General features: G+C 67.8%; 16 protein-coding genes. 12 read left to right on the top strand and 4 right to left on the bottom strand.

All coding sequences use genetic code 11. The annotated features are described in order from the left end of the window. Window positions 1-15 precede the first annotated feature (15 nt). The 6 genes from GGQ59_RS05815 to rplA all read left to right on the top strand — a co-directional run bounded on the left by GGQ59_RS05815 (window position 16) and on the right by rplA (window position 4,252). The gene (locus tag GGQ59_RS05815; RefSeq protein WP_183816835.1) at window positions 16-528 is read left to right on the top strand and encodes a cold-shock protein; all 513 of its coding nucleotides are present in this window, start codon (window positions 16-18) and stop codon (window positions 526-528) included. Between the two features lie 99 nt (window positions 529-627). Continuing rightward, the gene (locus GGQ59_RS05810) at window positions 628-1,002 is read left to right on the top strand and encodes a YMGG-like glycine zipper-containing protein (protein ID WP_183816834.1); all 375 of its coding nucleotides are present in this window, start codon (window positions 628-630) and stop codon (window positions 1,000-1,002) included. A gap of 142 nt (window positions 1,003-1,144) precedes the next feature. Beyond that, a complete protein-coding gene (rpsB, locus tag GGQ59_RS05805) occupies window positions 1,145-2,005 on the top strand; it encodes a 30S ribosomal protein S2 (RefSeq protein ID WP_183816833.1) in 861 nt (286 codons plus the stop codon). 99 nt (window positions 2,006-2,104) lie between these two features. Beyond that, complete coding sequence (tsf, locus tag GGQ59_RS05800) at window positions 2,105-3,013, top strand: translation elongation factor Ts (RefSeq protein ID WP_183816832.1); 909 nt, start codon at window positions 2,105-2,107, stop codon at window positions 3,011-3,013. 107 nt (window positions 3,014-3,120) lie between these two features. Then, a complete protein-coding gene (gene rplK, locus GGQ59_RS05795) occupies window positions 3,121-3,549 on the top strand; it encodes a 50S ribosomal protein L11 (protein ID WP_183816831.1) in 429 nt (142 codons plus the stop codon). Window positions 3,550-3,553: 4 nt separating this feature from the next. Continuing rightward, window positions 3,554-4,252 carry a 50S ribosomal protein L1 gene (gene rplA / locus GGQ59_RS05790; RefSeq protein WP_183816830.1) on the top strand — a complete coding sequence of 233 codons (699 nt, stop codon included), beginning with the start codon at window positions 3,554-3,556 and terminating at the stop codon, window positions 4,250-4,252. A gap of 60 nt (window positions 4,253-4,312) precedes the next feature. Here the strand turns inward: rplA and GGQ59_RS05785 are convergent, their stop codons facing one another. Next, entirely contained in the window at window positions 4,313-5,125 is an 813-nt protein-coding gene (locus GGQ59_RS05785) for a glycoside hydrolase family 16 protein (protein WP_183816828.1), read from the bottom strand. 121 nt (window positions 5,126-5,246) lie between these two features. Between GGQ59_RS05785 and GGQ59_RS05780 the strand changes: the two genes are divergently transcribed. The 5 genes from GGQ59_RS05780 to GGQ59_RS05760 all read left to right on the top strand — a co-directional run bounded on the left by GGQ59_RS05780 (window position 5,247) and on the right by GGQ59_RS05760 (window position 9,728). Beyond that, complete coding sequence (locus GGQ59_RS05780) at window positions 5,247-5,981, top strand: TlyA family RNA methyltransferase (protein WP_183816826.1); 735 nt, start codon at window positions 5,247-5,249, stop codon at window positions 5,979-5,981. Then, complete coding sequence (locus GGQ59_RS05775) at window positions 5,974-7,254, top strand: class I SAM-dependent RNA methyltransferase (RefSeq protein WP_183816824.1); 1,281 nt, start codon at window positions 5,974-5,976, stop codon at window positions 7,252-7,254. The genes GGQ59_RS05780 and GGQ59_RS05775 overlap by 8 nt, the downstream gene beginning before the upstream one ends. Beyond that, window positions 7,254-8,327, top strand: coding sequence for a class I SAM-dependent methyltransferase (locus GGQ59_RS05770; protein WP_183816822.1), 1,074 nt, complete (start codon window positions 7,254-7,256; stop codon window positions 8,325-8,327). Before GGQ59_RS05775 ends, GGQ59_RS05770 begins: the two co-directional genes overlap by 1 nt. 145 nt (window positions 8,328-8,472) lie before the next feature. Continuing rightward, on the top strand, window positions 8,473-8,961 hold the full coding sequence (ssb, locus tag GGQ59_RS05765) for a single-stranded DNA-binding protein (protein ID WP_183816820.1): 489 nt from the start codon (window positions 8,473-8,475) through the stop codon (window positions 8,959-8,961). An 8-nt stretch (window positions 8,962-8,969) separates the two neighbouring features. Next, a complete protein-coding gene (locus GGQ59_RS05760) occupies window positions 8,970-9,728 on the top strand; it encodes a 16S rRNA (uracil(1498)-N(3))-methyltransferase (protein WP_183816818.1) in 759 nt (252 codons plus the stop codon). A gap of 431 nt (window positions 9,729-10,159) precedes the next feature. Here GGQ59_RS05760 and GGQ59_RS05755 read toward each other — a convergent pair whose 3' ends face one another. The 3 genes from GGQ59_RS05755 to GGQ59_RS05745 all read right to left on the bottom strand — a co-directional run bounded on the left by GGQ59_RS05755 (window position 10,160) and on the right by GGQ59_RS05745 (window position 12,613). Next, window positions 10,160-10,999, bottom strand: coding sequence for a choice-of-anchor L domain-containing protein (locus tag GGQ59_RS05755; RefSeq protein ID WP_183816816.1), 840 nt, complete (start codon window positions 10,997-10,999; stop codon window positions 10,160-10,162). Between the two features lie 149 nt (window positions 11,000-11,148). Next, window positions 11,149-11,811, bottom strand: a complete 663-nt coding sequence (locus tag GGQ59_RS05750) for a hypothetical protein (protein ID WP_183816814.1) — start codon at window positions 11,809-11,811, stop codon at window positions 11,149-11,151. Between the two features lie 172 nt (window positions 11,812-11,983). Continuing rightward, the gene (locus GGQ59_RS05745) at window positions 11,984-12,613 is read right to left on the bottom strand and encodes a hypothetical protein (RefSeq protein WP_183816812.1); all 630 of its coding nucleotides are present in this window, start codon (window positions 12,611-12,613) and stop codon (window positions 11,984-11,986) included. A 218-nt stretch (window positions 12,614-12,831) separates the two neighbouring features. Between GGQ59_RS05745 and GGQ59_RS05740 the strand changes: the two genes are divergently transcribed. Beyond that, window positions 12,832-13,995: a glutathionylspermidine synthase family protein gene (locus GGQ59_RS05740; RefSeq protein ID WP_183816810.1), complete on the top strand. Its 1,164-nt coding sequence runs from the start codon at window positions 12,832-12,834 to the stop codon at window positions 13,993-13,995. Window positions 13,996-14,038: the final 43 nt, after the last annotated feature.

Genomic DNA, 14,038 nt, shown 5'->3' with positions numbered 1-14,038 from the left:
TGGGGAGTGACGGTCATGGTCGTGACGAAGTCGGCGGGCGAAGCGGTCGCAACGGACGCTGAGCGGCTGCGGGGCCGGGTGAAGTGGTTCGATCCTGCCCGCGGCTTCGGCTTCGCCGTCAGCGAAGACGGCGGGGGCGACGTCTTCTTCGGGGCCGAGGCGCTGCGATCCTACGGGCTGGAGACCGCTTGCGAAGGGGCCACGCTCGTCTGCGAGGCCGTGCGGCGGACGAAGGGTCTGCAAGCCGTGCGGATCCTGGAGGTCGACTCCTCGACGGCGAGCGCGGAGTCCGCACGCTTCGTGCCGGTCGGAACCTTCCGCTCCGCCACGGTGAAGTGGTTCAGCCGCGTGAAGGGCTACGGATTCCTCAGCGAAGGCCCCGGGACGCCCGACATCTTCGTTCACGTCGAGACGGTACGGGCCGCGGGCCTCGGCGAGCTGCGCACTGGAGACCGCCTTCGCGTCTCCTACGGCGAAGGACCCAAGGGCCGTCTGGCGGACGCCGTCGCGAAGGAGCAGGACAACTGACGCTGAACACTGCGTGAGGAGACGTTTCGTTACCCACGCTTCTCTGTCCTGCCGTGTTTGGCGTCTTAGTTACGCTTCAAACCTGACAGGAGGAACACCATGAAGACGCTTCCAACTCTCGCTCTTTCCGTCGCCGCTCTCTCCCTCGGCGCGTGTACCTCCACCGGCAACACCGAGCGGAACGCCGCCGGGGGCGCGGCGCTCGGGGCGGCGGCCGGGGCGGTCATCGGCAACAATGTCGGTGATGGCGACGCGGGCCGCGGCGCGGCGATCGGCGCGGCCGTCGGCGGCGTCGCGGGCGCCGTCCGGGGACAGTCGCAGGACCGCGCGCAGGAGCGCGAAGGCTATGGCGGCGTCGCGCAGAACCGCCAATATTACGACGAGGTGGCGGGCCGCTACTACACCGTCGATCCCCGCACCGGCGACACCTACTGGGAGAACGGCCAACTCCGCTCGCGCGGCTCGGCCTACTGAGCCGAAACGAACGTCTGCACGACTTGAAAACCCGGGGGCAGGGCGCTACCTGCCTCCCCACTTCCCACGCGGGGGCTCATATCTTCGGTGGCGGATGGTCCGCTTCCTCTCCCGCGGCGGTTCAACCGAAGGATAAAGCCGCATGAGCGTGCCTGATTTCTCCATGCGCCAGCTTCTGGAAGCTGGCGTTCACTTTGGTCACCAGACGCACCGCTGGAACCCGAAGATGCGTTCGTACATCTTCGGCGAGCGGTCCGGTGTCCACATCATCGACCTTTCCCAGACCGTGCCGATGCTGCACCAGGCGCTGGTCAAGGTCCGCGACGTCGTCGCGGGCGGCGGCCGGATCCTCTTCGTCGGCACGAAGCGCCAGGCGCAACAGCCCGTGGCCGAGGCCGCTTCGCGCTGCGCGCAGTACTACATGAACAACCGCTGGCTCGGCGGCACGCTCACCAACTGGGAGACCGTGTCGAAGTCGATCCGCCGCCTGCGCGACCTCGAGGAGACGCTCGAAGGCGAAGGCCGCGGCCTGACCAAGAAGGAGCAGCTCCAGCTCTCGCGTGAGCGCGAGAAGCTCGACCTCTCGCTCGGCGGCATCCGCGACATGGGCGGCCTTCCGGACCTGATGTTCGTGATCGACGTCAAGAAGGAAGCGATCGCGATCCAGGAAGCCAAGAAGCTCGGCATCCCGGTCGTCGCGGTGGTCGACACGAACTGCTCGCCCGACGGCGTCGACGTCGTCGTGCCCGGCAATGACGACGCGAGCCGCGCCATCGCGCTCTACTGCAACCTCGTCGCCGATGCGGTCATCGACGGCCTGGGCGCCTCCGCGGTCGCCATGGGTCAGGACCTCGGCGAGCTCGAGGAGCTTCCCGAGGACGCGCTTCTGGGCGCGGACGACGCGGCCGAAGAGCCCGTCGCCGAAGGCATGGTCGCGAACGCCGCGGCCGAGGAACAGCTCGCCGAGAAGCTCGACGAGCAAGCCGCCGAAGCGAGCCGCTGAGGCCGGCCGGGCAACGCATCGCCCGACCTTGTAACGCGGCCCGCGGGACTCACCTCTCGCGGGCCTTTTTCACTAACTGAACATATCAGGAGAGCACCGATGGCTGCGATTACCGCGAGCATGGTGAAGGACCTGCGCGAGAAGACCGGCGCGGGCATGATGGACTGCAAGGCCGCCCTCAAAGAGACCGATGGCGACGTCGAAGCCGCCGTCGACTGGCTGCGCAAGAAGGGCCTCGCCAAGGCCGCGAAGAAGGCCGGGCGCACGGCCGCCGACGGCCTCGTCGCCTACGCCATCCGCGAGAACAAGGGCGCCCTCGTCGAGGTCAACGCCGAGACGGACTTCGTCGCGCGCAACGAGACCTTCCAGAAGATGGTCCGCGAGATCGCCGACCTTGCCGCCGACAAGGCCGGCGACACGGAGAGCCTGAAGGCCGCGACCTATCCCGGCACGGACAAGACCGTGGACGAGCACGTCGCCCAGATGGTCGGCTCGATCGGCGAGAACATGGCCGTCCGCCGCGCCGCCACGCTCGAAGTCGGGCAGGGCGCCGTCGTGCCCTACGTCCACACCCCGATCGCGGACCGTGCCGGCAAGATCGGCGTCCTCGTCGCGCTCGAAGGCACGGGCGACGCCGAAGAGCTCCAGTCGGTCGGCAAGCAGATCGCGATGCACGTCGCGGCGGCCCGTCCGCAGGCGCTGAACATCGAGAGCCTCGACCCCGCCCTCGTCGAACGCGAGAAGACCGTCCTCGCCGACCAGGCGCGCGCGTCCGGCAAGCCCGAGCAGATCATCGAGAAGATGGTCGAGGGCCGCCTGCGCAAGTTCTACGAGGAGAGCGTCCTCCTCGAGCAGATCTTCGTCATCGACGGCGAGACCAAGGTGGCCGACGTCGCCGGCAAGATCGGCGCGAAGCTGACGGGCTACCTCCGCTTCGAGCTCGGCGAAGGCATCGAGAAGGAAGCCGACGACTTCGCCGCCGAAGTGGCGAGCCTGTCGAAGGGCTGAGGCGCATCGACACTTGCCGTTAGCGGCGTCCGCCGCTAACGGCCTCAATCCTCGCGTGGGAGGGACGCCACCCGCACCACGCTCTCCTCCAAACCGGAAGGAACATCATGGCGAAGAAAGTCACCGGCTCCCTGAAGCTTCAGGTGCCAGCGGGCGCGGCCACGCCGTCCCCGCCGATCGGCCCGGCCCTCGGCCAGCGCGGTCTGAACATCATGGAGTTCTGCAAGTCGTTCAACGCGCAGACCCAGGAGATGGAGAAGGGGATGCCGATCCCCACCATCATCACGATCTTCTCGGACAAGTCGTTCACCTTCAAGACGAAGACGCCGCCCGCGACGTACCTCATCAAGAAGGCCGTGAACCTCAAATCCGGCTCGAAGACGCCGGGCCGCGAGAGCGCGGGTTCGATCACGCAGAAGCAGCTGCGCGAGATCGCTGAGATGAAGATGGCGGACCTCAACGCGAACGACATCGACCAGGCCGCCAAGATCATCGCCGGCTCCGCCCGCGCGATGGGCCTCACGGTGGAGGGCTGAGATCATGGCGAAGCACGGCAAACGCATCCGCAGCCTTCGTGAGGGCATCAACCCCGAAGAGATGCACCCGGTCGCCGACGCGGTCGACACGGTGAAGAAGAACGCCTCGGCCAAGTTCGACGAGACGATCGAGATCGCCATGAACCTCGGCGTCGATCCCCGCCACGCGGACCAGATGGTCCGGGGCGTCGTCAGCCTGCCGAACGGCACGGGCCGCACGGTTAGAGTCGCGGTCTTCGCGAAGGACGACAAGGCCGAGGAAGCCCGTCAGGCCGGGGCCGACATCGTCGGCGCCGAGGACCTGATGGAGCAGGTCCAGAACGGCCAGATGGACTTCGACCGGGTCATCGCGACGCCCGACATGATGCCGCTCGTCGGCCGCCTCGGTAAGCAGCTCGGCCCGCGCGGCCTGATGCCGAACCCGAAGGTCGGGACCGTCACCCCGAACGTCGCCAAGGCCGTCGCCGACGCCAAGGGCGGCGCGGTCCAGTTCCGCGTCGAGAAGAACGGCATCATCCACGCCGGCATCGGCAAGGCGAGCTTCGACGCCGAGAAGCTCGCGCAGAACGCGCGCGCCTTCGTCGACGCGGTGAACAAGGCCAAGCCCTCGGGCGCCAAGGGCACCTACATCAAGAAGATCGCTCTCTCCTCGACCATGGGGCCGGGCGTGAAGATCGACCCGCAGGACGCCCTCGCGCAGTAAGCGGATCGTCCATGCACGAACGAAGAGCCCGGCCCCGCGCCGGGCTCTTTCGTTTGGGGATCAGTCCGGCAGCTCCGCGACCCGCACCCAGTCGACCTCCATCGGGAAGGACCGGACCCCTTCGCCCTCTGCGCGAGGCTGGAAGTCCTCGTCATGCGCCTCGGTCCAGTCCACAGGCGGCACCCAGCTCGACAGGTAGAGGTGCATCTCCCCGTCGGGCACGAGGTCGCCCCTATAGCTGACGAGGCGGCGCTGGCTGCCGTCTTCCGCTTCGATGAAGGTGTCGAGCGCTCCCTGTCGCCAGGTCAGCGTGTAGATGTGCCAGTCCGCCGTGTCCGCGCCGCTCTTCACGCTGTCGCCGACATGGCTGCCATAGACCGGGTCGCGAAGCGTCTCGTACTTCCGTTCGTCCACGTTCCAATCGATGTAGCTCGACACGAGGACGGGATCGTCCTTGGCGCCTGCCGTCTGCGTCGTCAGCCACTCGAAGTCGATCTCGTCGGACCGCATCGCGCCGTCGCGCCGGCTCTGCTCGTACATCCAGAAGGCGTGGATGATGCCTTCCTGCGCATGCGGAATCCGCAGCCGCGCCTGGAAGACGAGCGTGTGGCCGGGGCGGGGCAGGTAGGCCTCTCTCGTCTTGATCAGCTCCTGCGCGAAGCCGCCTTCGCCATCGTCGCTGACCGACAGGCGCAGGACGCCGTCCTCGCCGACCTCGCCCATCTCGCCGAACTGGCCGCGTCCCTGCCGGTGCGTCTCGGTCTCCCAGACGCCTCGGTCGACGCCGGGGCCGCCGTCGAAGCCGTCCGCTAGAAGGACTGTCGGCTCGGCCTGAGCGGCAAGACTCAAGGCGGCGTAGAGTAGGGCGGTCATCCTCACCTCCGGGCAAGGGGGGAACGGTAGAAGAGCGAAAGAGGACCGTCCAGGCAGACCCAGTGGGACTATGTGACGAACGGGTGTCGCCATGCCTGACGACTAGGCCTAGCTTGGCGCGATGCCTCGGCTCGATTCGCTTCTCGTCGATCTCGGCTTCGCGCGCAGCCGCGAGCGGGCGAAGGCGGCCGTGCGCGCGGGCCTCGTCCGCGTCGACGGCGCGGTCGCGACCAAGCCGTCCGCGACGGTCCGCGACGGCGCGGCGGTCGCCTGCGCGGGCGAAGACCACCCTTGGGTCTCGCGCGGCGCGCTGAAGCTCGTCGAGGGCCTGGACGCCTTCGGCGTGAGCGCGAAGGACCGCATCTGCCTCGACCTCGGCGCGTCGACGGGGGGCTTCACGGAGGTCCTGCTGTCACGCGGCGCCAGGCGCGTCTACGCCGTGGACGTCGGCCACGACCAGCTCGCGCCGAGCCTTGCCTCCGATCCTCGCGTCGCGAACCTCGAACGCACCCATGCGAAGGCGCTCGGCGTCGGCCTCGTCCCCGATCCGATCGGCCTTCTCGTCTGCGACGTCAGCTTCATCAGCCTGACCAAGGCGCTGCCGCCGGCCTTGGCGCTCTGTTCACCCGGGGCCGAGGCGGTCGTCCTGGTCAAGCCGCAGTTCGAGCTCGGCCCCGACGCGCTCGGCAAGGGCGGGCTCGTCCGCGCGGCGGACGACGCGCTGCGGGATTGGGCTCGAGCGGCGATCGTGCCCTGGTTCGAAGAGCGGGGATGGGACGTGATCGGCCTTCAGGACAGCCCCATCAGGGGCGGCGACGGCAACCTCGAGTTCCTGTTGGCGGCCCGTCATGGTTAGGCGCGCGCGCCGCGCCGGGCGCTCTCCTCGCGCCGCGAAGGGCGCGACGCAGGCCGTGGTGATCGAACGCCTCGGCAATGCCGGCGACGGCCTCGCGGGCAACCTTGCGGTGCCGTTCACGCTGCCCGACGAGCTCGTCACGGTGCGGACGGAAGGGCGGAAGGGCCGCGTCATCGCGGTCGAACGCAGTTCGCCCGCCCGCGCCGCGCCGCCCTGCCGTCACTTCGGCCTGCCGGGCGACGGCTGCGGCGGCTGCAAGCTGCAGCACCTCACCGAGGACGACTACCGCGCTTGGAAGCGCGAGCGGCTCGTCTGGACGCTGTCGCGCGCCGGCATCGAGGTGCCGGAGCCGCGCCTCTTCGCCTCGCCGCCGCGCTCGCGCCGCCGGGCGAAGCTCGCGCTGCGACGGGCGGGGGGCCGCGTGATCTGCGGCTTTCGCGCGCTGGGCACGGACCGGATCGTGGACCTCCAGGAGTGCCACATCCTCGCACCGGCCCTGTTCGACGCCGCCCGCTGCCTGCCGAGCCTCGTCGGCGTCATGCCCTTCACCGGCGAGGTCGAGGCCGTCGTGACGCTGACGGGCACCGGCATCGAGGTCGCGATCACCGGCATCGACGAGATGGCGCTGCCGCTCGGCGCGCGGGAGGCCGCGACCCGCATCGCGACGGAGTTGGACCTCGCGCGCGTCACCCTCGATGGGGTGCCCCTTTTAGAGCGGCGCACGCCCGCCCTGAGCCTCGGCGGGGTCGAGGTCGCGCTACCCTCCGGGGCGTTCCTTCAGGCGACGCGGGAAGGCGAGGAGCAGATCACCGCCCTCGTGACGGAGGCGGTGCGAGGCGCGGGTCTCGTCGCGGACCTCTTCTGCGGCGTCGGCACCTTCGCCCTCCCCTTGTCGCGCGTGGCGAAGGTCTTCGCGGCGGAGGCGGCCGAGGCCAGCGTGACCGCCCTCAGAGCCGCTGCGAAGCGCGCAGGCCTGCCGATCGAGGCGGAGGTGCGCGACCTCTTTACGAGGCCGCTCCTGCCGAACGAGCTTTCCGGCTTCGGCGCCGTCCTCCTCGACCCGCCCCGGGCGGGGGCCGCAGCGCAAGCCGAAGCGCTCGCCCGGTCGGAGGTGCCGCTCGTCGTCTACGTCTCCTGCGATCCCGGTGCCTTGTCGCGCGACGCCCGGACCCTCTCCGCCTGCTACGATCTGACCGACCTTTCGCTTGTGGACCAGTTCTTGTGGTCGCCCCACATCGAGGCGGTCGCGGTCTTCAGGCGGAGAGAAGGATAATGGACGTCATCGGCAACGGGTTTCGGCGGGCGGCGTACTCTGCGGGGACGACCGCGCGCGTCGGATGGTACACCATGCACTACCTCGCCGGGCGTCACGTCGTCGGACCGATCACTTCGCCCGGCAACGTCCCCAAGCCGATGAAGTCGTCGCCGCCTGACCTCGCCGAGCTGCGCGACAGCTTCCGCGACCTGTTCCGCCGGGAATGGAACGACATCGCCAAGGGCACCTACAAGCTGCCGCGCGACCTTCGCCGCGCCCCCAATCCGTGGCGCCTGATCCGCAACGGCCGCGACTACCTGCGAGAGGCGAAGATGGTGTCGCGCCGCGCCCATACGCGCGGCGGCGGGGTCGAGGTCCGCGCGAACCGACGCGGCGATCTGCCCGGCTACTACCAGCAGAACTTCCACTTCCAGTCGGATGGTTGGCTCTCGGACGACTCCGCCCGCATCTACGACACGCAGGTCGAGACGCTGTTCACAGGCGCGGGCGACGCCATGCGGCGCCGGGCGCTGCCCTATCTGAAACGCGAGCTCGACCGTCTGGCGGCGGCGGGCAGGGGGCAGGACGAGGTCGTCTTCGCGGACATCGGCTGCGGCACGGGGCGTCTCCTCGTCGACGTGGCCGACAACTTCCCCGAGCTTCGAATGCATGCGGTCGACCTGTCGGAGAACTACCTGAACACGACCCGCCGCGCGACGAGCTTCTCGGACCGCATCGTCTACACCCAGGCACCGGCGGAGAGGCTCCCCTATGCCGACGGCTCGGTGGACATCATCGCTTCGGTCTACCTCTTCCACGAGCTGCCGCCCAAGGTCCGCCGGGAGGTCGCGGCCGAGTTCGCGCGCGTCCTGCGGCCAGGCGGGCTCTACCTGCACCTCGACAGCGTTCAGTACGGCGATACGGGCCTCGACATTCTGCTCGAGACCTTCCCCCGCGTCCTGCACGAGCCCTACTACGAGAGTTACTGCAACACGGCCCTGCCGGACCTCTTCGCGCCTGCGGGCCTCGCGCCCGAGGGGCAGGAGGTCGGCTTCCTGACCAAGACGTCGGCCTTCCGGAAGGCGTCCTGACCGACCGGAACACGTTTCCACAGAGGGGAACATAACCGGAACACAGTTGCCAGGAGCGGCGCTTTTCTGGTAGGCCGATTCTGCTGAGACCGTGCCCTCGGCCGCGGTCGTCGCGGCGTTCGGGCCAAAGCTTCGGAGGCCCGCAATGGCAGGCAGCGTCAACAAGGTGATCCTCATCGGCAACCTCGGATCGGACCCCGAGGTCCGCGCCTTTGCCAATGGGGGACAAGTCTGCAGCTTCTCGGTCGCGACGTCCGAGAACTGGAAGGACAAGAGCACCGGCGAACGGCGCGAGAAGACCGAGTGGCACCGGGTCTCCATCTTCTCCGAAGGCCTGGTCCGGGTGGCGCAGAACTACCTGAAGAAGGGCTCCAAGGTGTACCTCGAGGGTCAGCTCGAGACCCGGAAGTGGCAGGACAAGGACGGCAATGACCGCTACACGACCGAGGTCGTCCTGAGGGGCTTCAACTCGACCTTGACGATGCTCGACGGCCGAGGCGAGGGCGGCGGCGGTTACGGCGGCAAGATCTCCGGTGGCGGCGACGACCGCGACTATGGCGGGGGCGGCGGCGGTTACGGCGGCGGCGGGGGCGGCGGCTCCAACTTCGACCTCGACGACGACATCCCGTTCTAAGCGCGCAAGTGGCGAAGCCCGCACCGCGGATCTTCGTAAGCGACGCGTTGGGGGCGGGCGGCACGCTCGTCCTGTCCAAACCTCATGCCCACTACCTCGGCACGGTGCTTCGCCTCGGCGAGGGGGCGGAGGTCCTTCTTTTCAACGGCCGAGACGGGGAGTGGCGGGGCTCCCTCGGCCGCGTCGACCGGAAGGGCGCCGAGGTCACCCTGGCCGAGCGCGCGCGCCCGCAGACCGGCGGACCCGACCTCACCCTCCTTTTCGCCCCGCTGAAGAAAGGGCCGACCGACCTCGTCGTCCAGAAGGGGACGGAGCTCGGCGTCGGAAGGTTCGTTCCCGTACTGACGGCGAGAACTCAGGCCGACCGCGTAAAGACGGACCGCCTCGCGGCGATCGCGATCGAAGCCGCCGAGCAGTGCGAGCGCCTGGACGTGCCGGTCGTCGAGGAGGCCTGTCCGCTGGACGAGGCGCTCGCCGAGATCGGTGCCGTCATGTTCTGCGACGAAGCGGGCGACGATCCGCAGGCACGCTGGGGCGGCGGCGCGGGGCGGGGGGCGCCGGCGCTCGAGGCCCTTGGCGGGGTCGCGAAGGCGCCACGGGCCGTCCTCATTGGCCCCGAGGGCGGCTTCACGGCGGGCGAGCGCGAGGCGCTTCGGGCGCGCCCCGACGCCGTCCCCGTCAGCCTCGGCCCGCGCATCCTCAAGGCGGAGACGGCCGCCATCGTCGCGCTCACGCTGTGGGGCGCGGCGCTAGGCGACCTTCGCTAGGCGATTAACCTTACTCGACTTCCGCGCGTTGTGCACTGCGATCACAGCCGCGCGTGGAGCGGAACCGGCCCGGTCCTTGAAACGTCCGTGCCTAGCTATGATCGAAACCAACTTTCTTCACATGCTGATCTTCGCCGGTCTCTGGGCCACCGTCATCGTAGGCATCAAGCTCACCTCCTCCGACTGACCGGACATTCGAGCGCCGGGCCGTTCGCAGCCGGGTGTGACCTGCATCACCGATCACAAGCGACGAGGGACCTAACGGGAGGCCTCTGTTCAGGGGTCTTCCTAATGATCGATTCCTCCTTCGCCTTGATCTTCTGCTTCGCCCTCGTCTGGGGCCTGTTCGTCATCGCGCTGAAGCTTGCGACGCCCGCCGAATGAGGAAGGCCCCGCCGGGGCGGGGCCTTCTCTAAGCATCCGATCCGGTGTCAGACGCGTCTGACGCGGCGCCGCGCGAAGCCTCCGATCGCAAGGCCCGCCGCCATCAACGGGAATGCCGCGGGAACGGGCACTTCGGGCGTCGGCGGTACGGGAGGGCCTTCGTTCGAATCGAACGTGCCGCCCTGTACGAAGACCGCGCTGTCGTAGTTCGTGTCGCTGACGTCGGCGATGACGAACAGCGCGGTGTAGATCCCCGCGCCGAGCTCGCTGGAGTTCGCGACCAGGACCGTCGTCAAGCCGTCCAGTTCGATGTCGAACAGACCGCCCGTATTGTCGCGGAACAAGGACGAGTTCGCGCCCGTGTTGATGGTGTCCACGTTCACCGGATCGTCGCCGAGGAGCGCGAGGTTCTCTCCGCCGACGAGGAGCTGAAACTCGTCGGTGAAGGCGCTGTTGACGTATTCGAGGTACTCTTCCGAACCGAACACGTAGTTGAACGAGACGTCGGTTCCCATCTCCGGATCATCGAAGGTGAAGTCGAAGGAAAGGATCGCCGTGTCCCAGTCGAAGTCGATGAGGTCGGTCACGTTCGTGGTGCCGAAGCTCGTCGTCATGTTGGGAAGCGAGTTCGGCTGAGCGAGGCTCAAGACGTTGCCGGTCGACAGGACGATCCCGTTCGCGAAGCCGACGGTGTCCGTCCCGTTCGTGAACGTCCCGAACTGGAGCGGACTGCCGGTGAGGGTCGGCGTTCCGACGAGGCTGACGCCTTCGCCCAGGATCGCGTCGACCAGCACCGCTGCGTCGTCGGTTTGTGTGATGACGATGGCATGGGCCGATGCGCCGTAGAACGCGAGCATGGCGGCGCTGACGGCAATTCTTCTCTTCATGGTCTTTCTCCCCCGGTTTGGGCGCTCTCGGCTTGCACCGATACGCGACGGGGAAGTGTGAGCTAGGTCACAATACGCTCGCTCGAATGCAGCGGAAGCGCGGTGCGGAAGGCCGTGATGGGAGAACCGGCCTTCCGCACACGATAGGGTTAGGCCTTAGCCTTCTTCGCGCGGCGCCGCGCCATGCCGCCGAGCGCGAGGCCGCCCGCCATCAGCGGAAGCGCAGCGGGAACCGGAACGGGGCTGACGCCCACCGCATCGACGTCGAAGCCGTCGGTGCTCTGGCTGTTCGGGAAGTTCATCAGCGTCGTGTCGACGAGGGCGATGTAGGTGAAGGTGCCCGGGATGATCAACGAAGCGCCGGACTGGGCGTCGGCGTTGAAGAGCTGACCGGCATAGGTGAAGTCGGCGAGGTCGGCCGCATCGTGGGTGCCGAAGGCGTAGTCCGTGCCGTAGAGGACCGCGAGGCTCTCAGGATAGCTGCACGCGCCGCTCGGGCGGACGCTGCAGTTGAAGGTGACTTCGTACGCCGTGGTCGTGCTGCCCGCGCCGAAGGTCATTCCATCGAAGGAGAAGACCGCGAAGCCGGGGTTCGTATAGCCGACATCCGACAGGCCGAGCGAAAGGAAGGCACCGTCGGGCGCGCCCAGGGCGTTCGTTGCATCGTCACGGTCGTTGCTGGTGCCGACCGTGCCGTTATTGGCCCAGTCCACGTCCGAAGCGTAGACCGTGGCTGCGTTGGCAGTGGTTGCGGCGAAAGCGAGCGCGCTCGTCGCACCGGCGGCCATGGCCATTTTCAGGATCGTTTTCATTAACTTAGCCCCCCTTTTGGGCATCTTTCGTTCCGGACAGGCCCCCTGCCGCCGGTAACGATTCGGTAAGATGCATGAATGATGCCGTAACGATGTCGCGAGCGGCGTTAACCGCGAAAAAGAAAAAGGCCCCGCCGGGGCGGGGCCTTTCGATTCAGTCCGTGTACGGTTTTCAGCTGGACTTGCGCCGGGCGAGCGCGCCGCCGCCGATGGCCGTCAGCATGAAGAGCGCCGCGCCGGGTAGCGGAACCGGGTTCGCCGGGTTGAAGACGAGCTTGTCGCTGCCAGCGCCCGCATTGACCTGCTGGAACCGGACGCCCGCTTGCAGACCGTCTTCGAAGAAGGCTGCGGAGAAGAGCGACATCAGGCCCGCCGCGTCCTCGTCGCTGGCGAGCAGGAACGTCACGGTCGTGGACAGACCGGTCATCAGGCCGTCATTCGCGTTGCCGCCGTTGAAGTTGTTGTTGTCGGCGAAAGCCACGTCCAGCGTACCGAAGGGCTGGAAGGCCGCGTCCGCCAGATAGGTGTCGAGCGCCCCGGTGTTCGTGAAGTCGTTCGCGTAGGTCGCGCCTTCGACGAGATCGAAGCCGAAGCCCGTCAGCGTCGCCATGGTCGCGCCCGCACCGAAGGTCGACTGGCCCGTGGTGTTGGTGATCACGAGCGTGACGCGAACGTCGTCGCCTTCGTCCGTGAAGTCGAAGTCGACGCTCGCGGCGGCGCCCGTCAGCGGCGAGTTCGACGACGTGCTGTTCGCGCCGAAGTCGAGAGTGAACGCCGCAGCCGAGGCCGCAGGAGCGGTCATCAGGCCGGCAAGAGCAGCGGCACACGCGATAAGTGTAGTCTTCATAGTTATTACCCCCGGACCCAACGTCCTCACCCGGACCTTTACAAAACGTGAAGATTATCTTCAATACATAAAAGTTCATTAACTATAGATTTTCCATTCATAGTAAAGAAACCATCGAGCGTCTTCTGACGTATCGCCCTGTCGGCGCGGCACGCCTGCGGTAAGACGTCGTCATGAGACGCTTCACCCTGCCGCCCCGCACCGATTGGCGATCCAAGGCCGAAGCGGTTGGTTTCATTCACCACACCGTCTCCGGCGCCCCTTACTGGCAGGACGGGGCGGCCTACGCCTTCACCCTCGCCGAGATCGAGGAGGGGCTCGAGGAACCCTGCCGCCGCCTCCACGCGATGTGCCTCGAGGTCGTCGACCACGCGGCGTCGCACCGGCCCACGCTGCGCCGCCTCGCCATTCCCGACCGCTATCACGACTGGATCGAGGGAAGCTGGGCGGCCAAGCAACCTTCGCTCTACGGCCGCTTCGACCTGCGCTTCGATGGGGAGGGGCCGGCCAAGCTCTACGAGTACAACGCCGACACCCCGACCTCGGTCTTCGAGGCAGCGGCGTTCCAATGGCTATGGTTGGAGGATCGCCTCGAGAGCGGCGAGCTGCCGCCCGGCACCGATCAGTTCACGAGCCTGCACGAGGCGCTCGTGGCGCGTTGGCGCGACGTCGCCGACCCGTCGCGCCTGCTTCACTTCCTTTCCGTCGACGACGGCTTCGAGGATCGGGCCACCACGCTCTACCTGGAGGACACGGCCAGGCAGGCGGGCTTCGAGACGCGCTACACGGCGATGGACGAGATCGGCGTGGACCTCGCCGGCCGCTACGCGGATGACGGGGCCCTCGTCATCGAACAGGCCTTCAAGCTCTACCCGTGGGAGTTCATGCACCGGGAGCCCTTCGGGCCGGACTTGGTCCGAAGCGCCACCCGTTGGATCGAGCCGCCGTGGAAGGCGATCTTGTCCAACAAGGCGCTGCTCGCCCTTCTGTGGGAGGGGTGGCCCGACCACGACAACCTCCTGCCGGCCGTCCTCGAAGGGGAGGGCGGCCTCGCCGAGCCCTACGTGCGAAAGCCGATCTACGGGCGGGAGGGGGCTGACATCGAACTCGTAGGCGGCGGGATGAGCGCGCCCTCGCAAGGTTACGGCGCGGAGGGTTACGTCCATCAGGCCTACGCGCCGCTGCCGGACTTCGGTGGGCACCGGCCGGTCCTGGGCGTCTGGATCGTCGGCGACGAGGCCTGCGGGCTCGGCATTCGCGAGGGCGGAATGATCACGGACGATGAGGCGATGTTTCTGCCCCACGTGATCGATCCGCCCGGCACGTCCTCGGTTTGAAACATTCCGTCTTAAAGGCGCCGTTCCGGTCACCGTCGCGCGA

This window comes from Parvularcula dongshanensis (assembly GCF_014199615.1).
Classification (GTDB): Bacteria; Pseudomonadota; Alphaproteobacteria; order Caulobacterales; family Parvularculaceae; genus Parvularcula; species Parvularcula dongshanensis.
The sequence above is the reverse complement of the archived record's forward strand: the minus strand, read 5'-3'. Positions and strand labels throughout refer to the sequence as shown.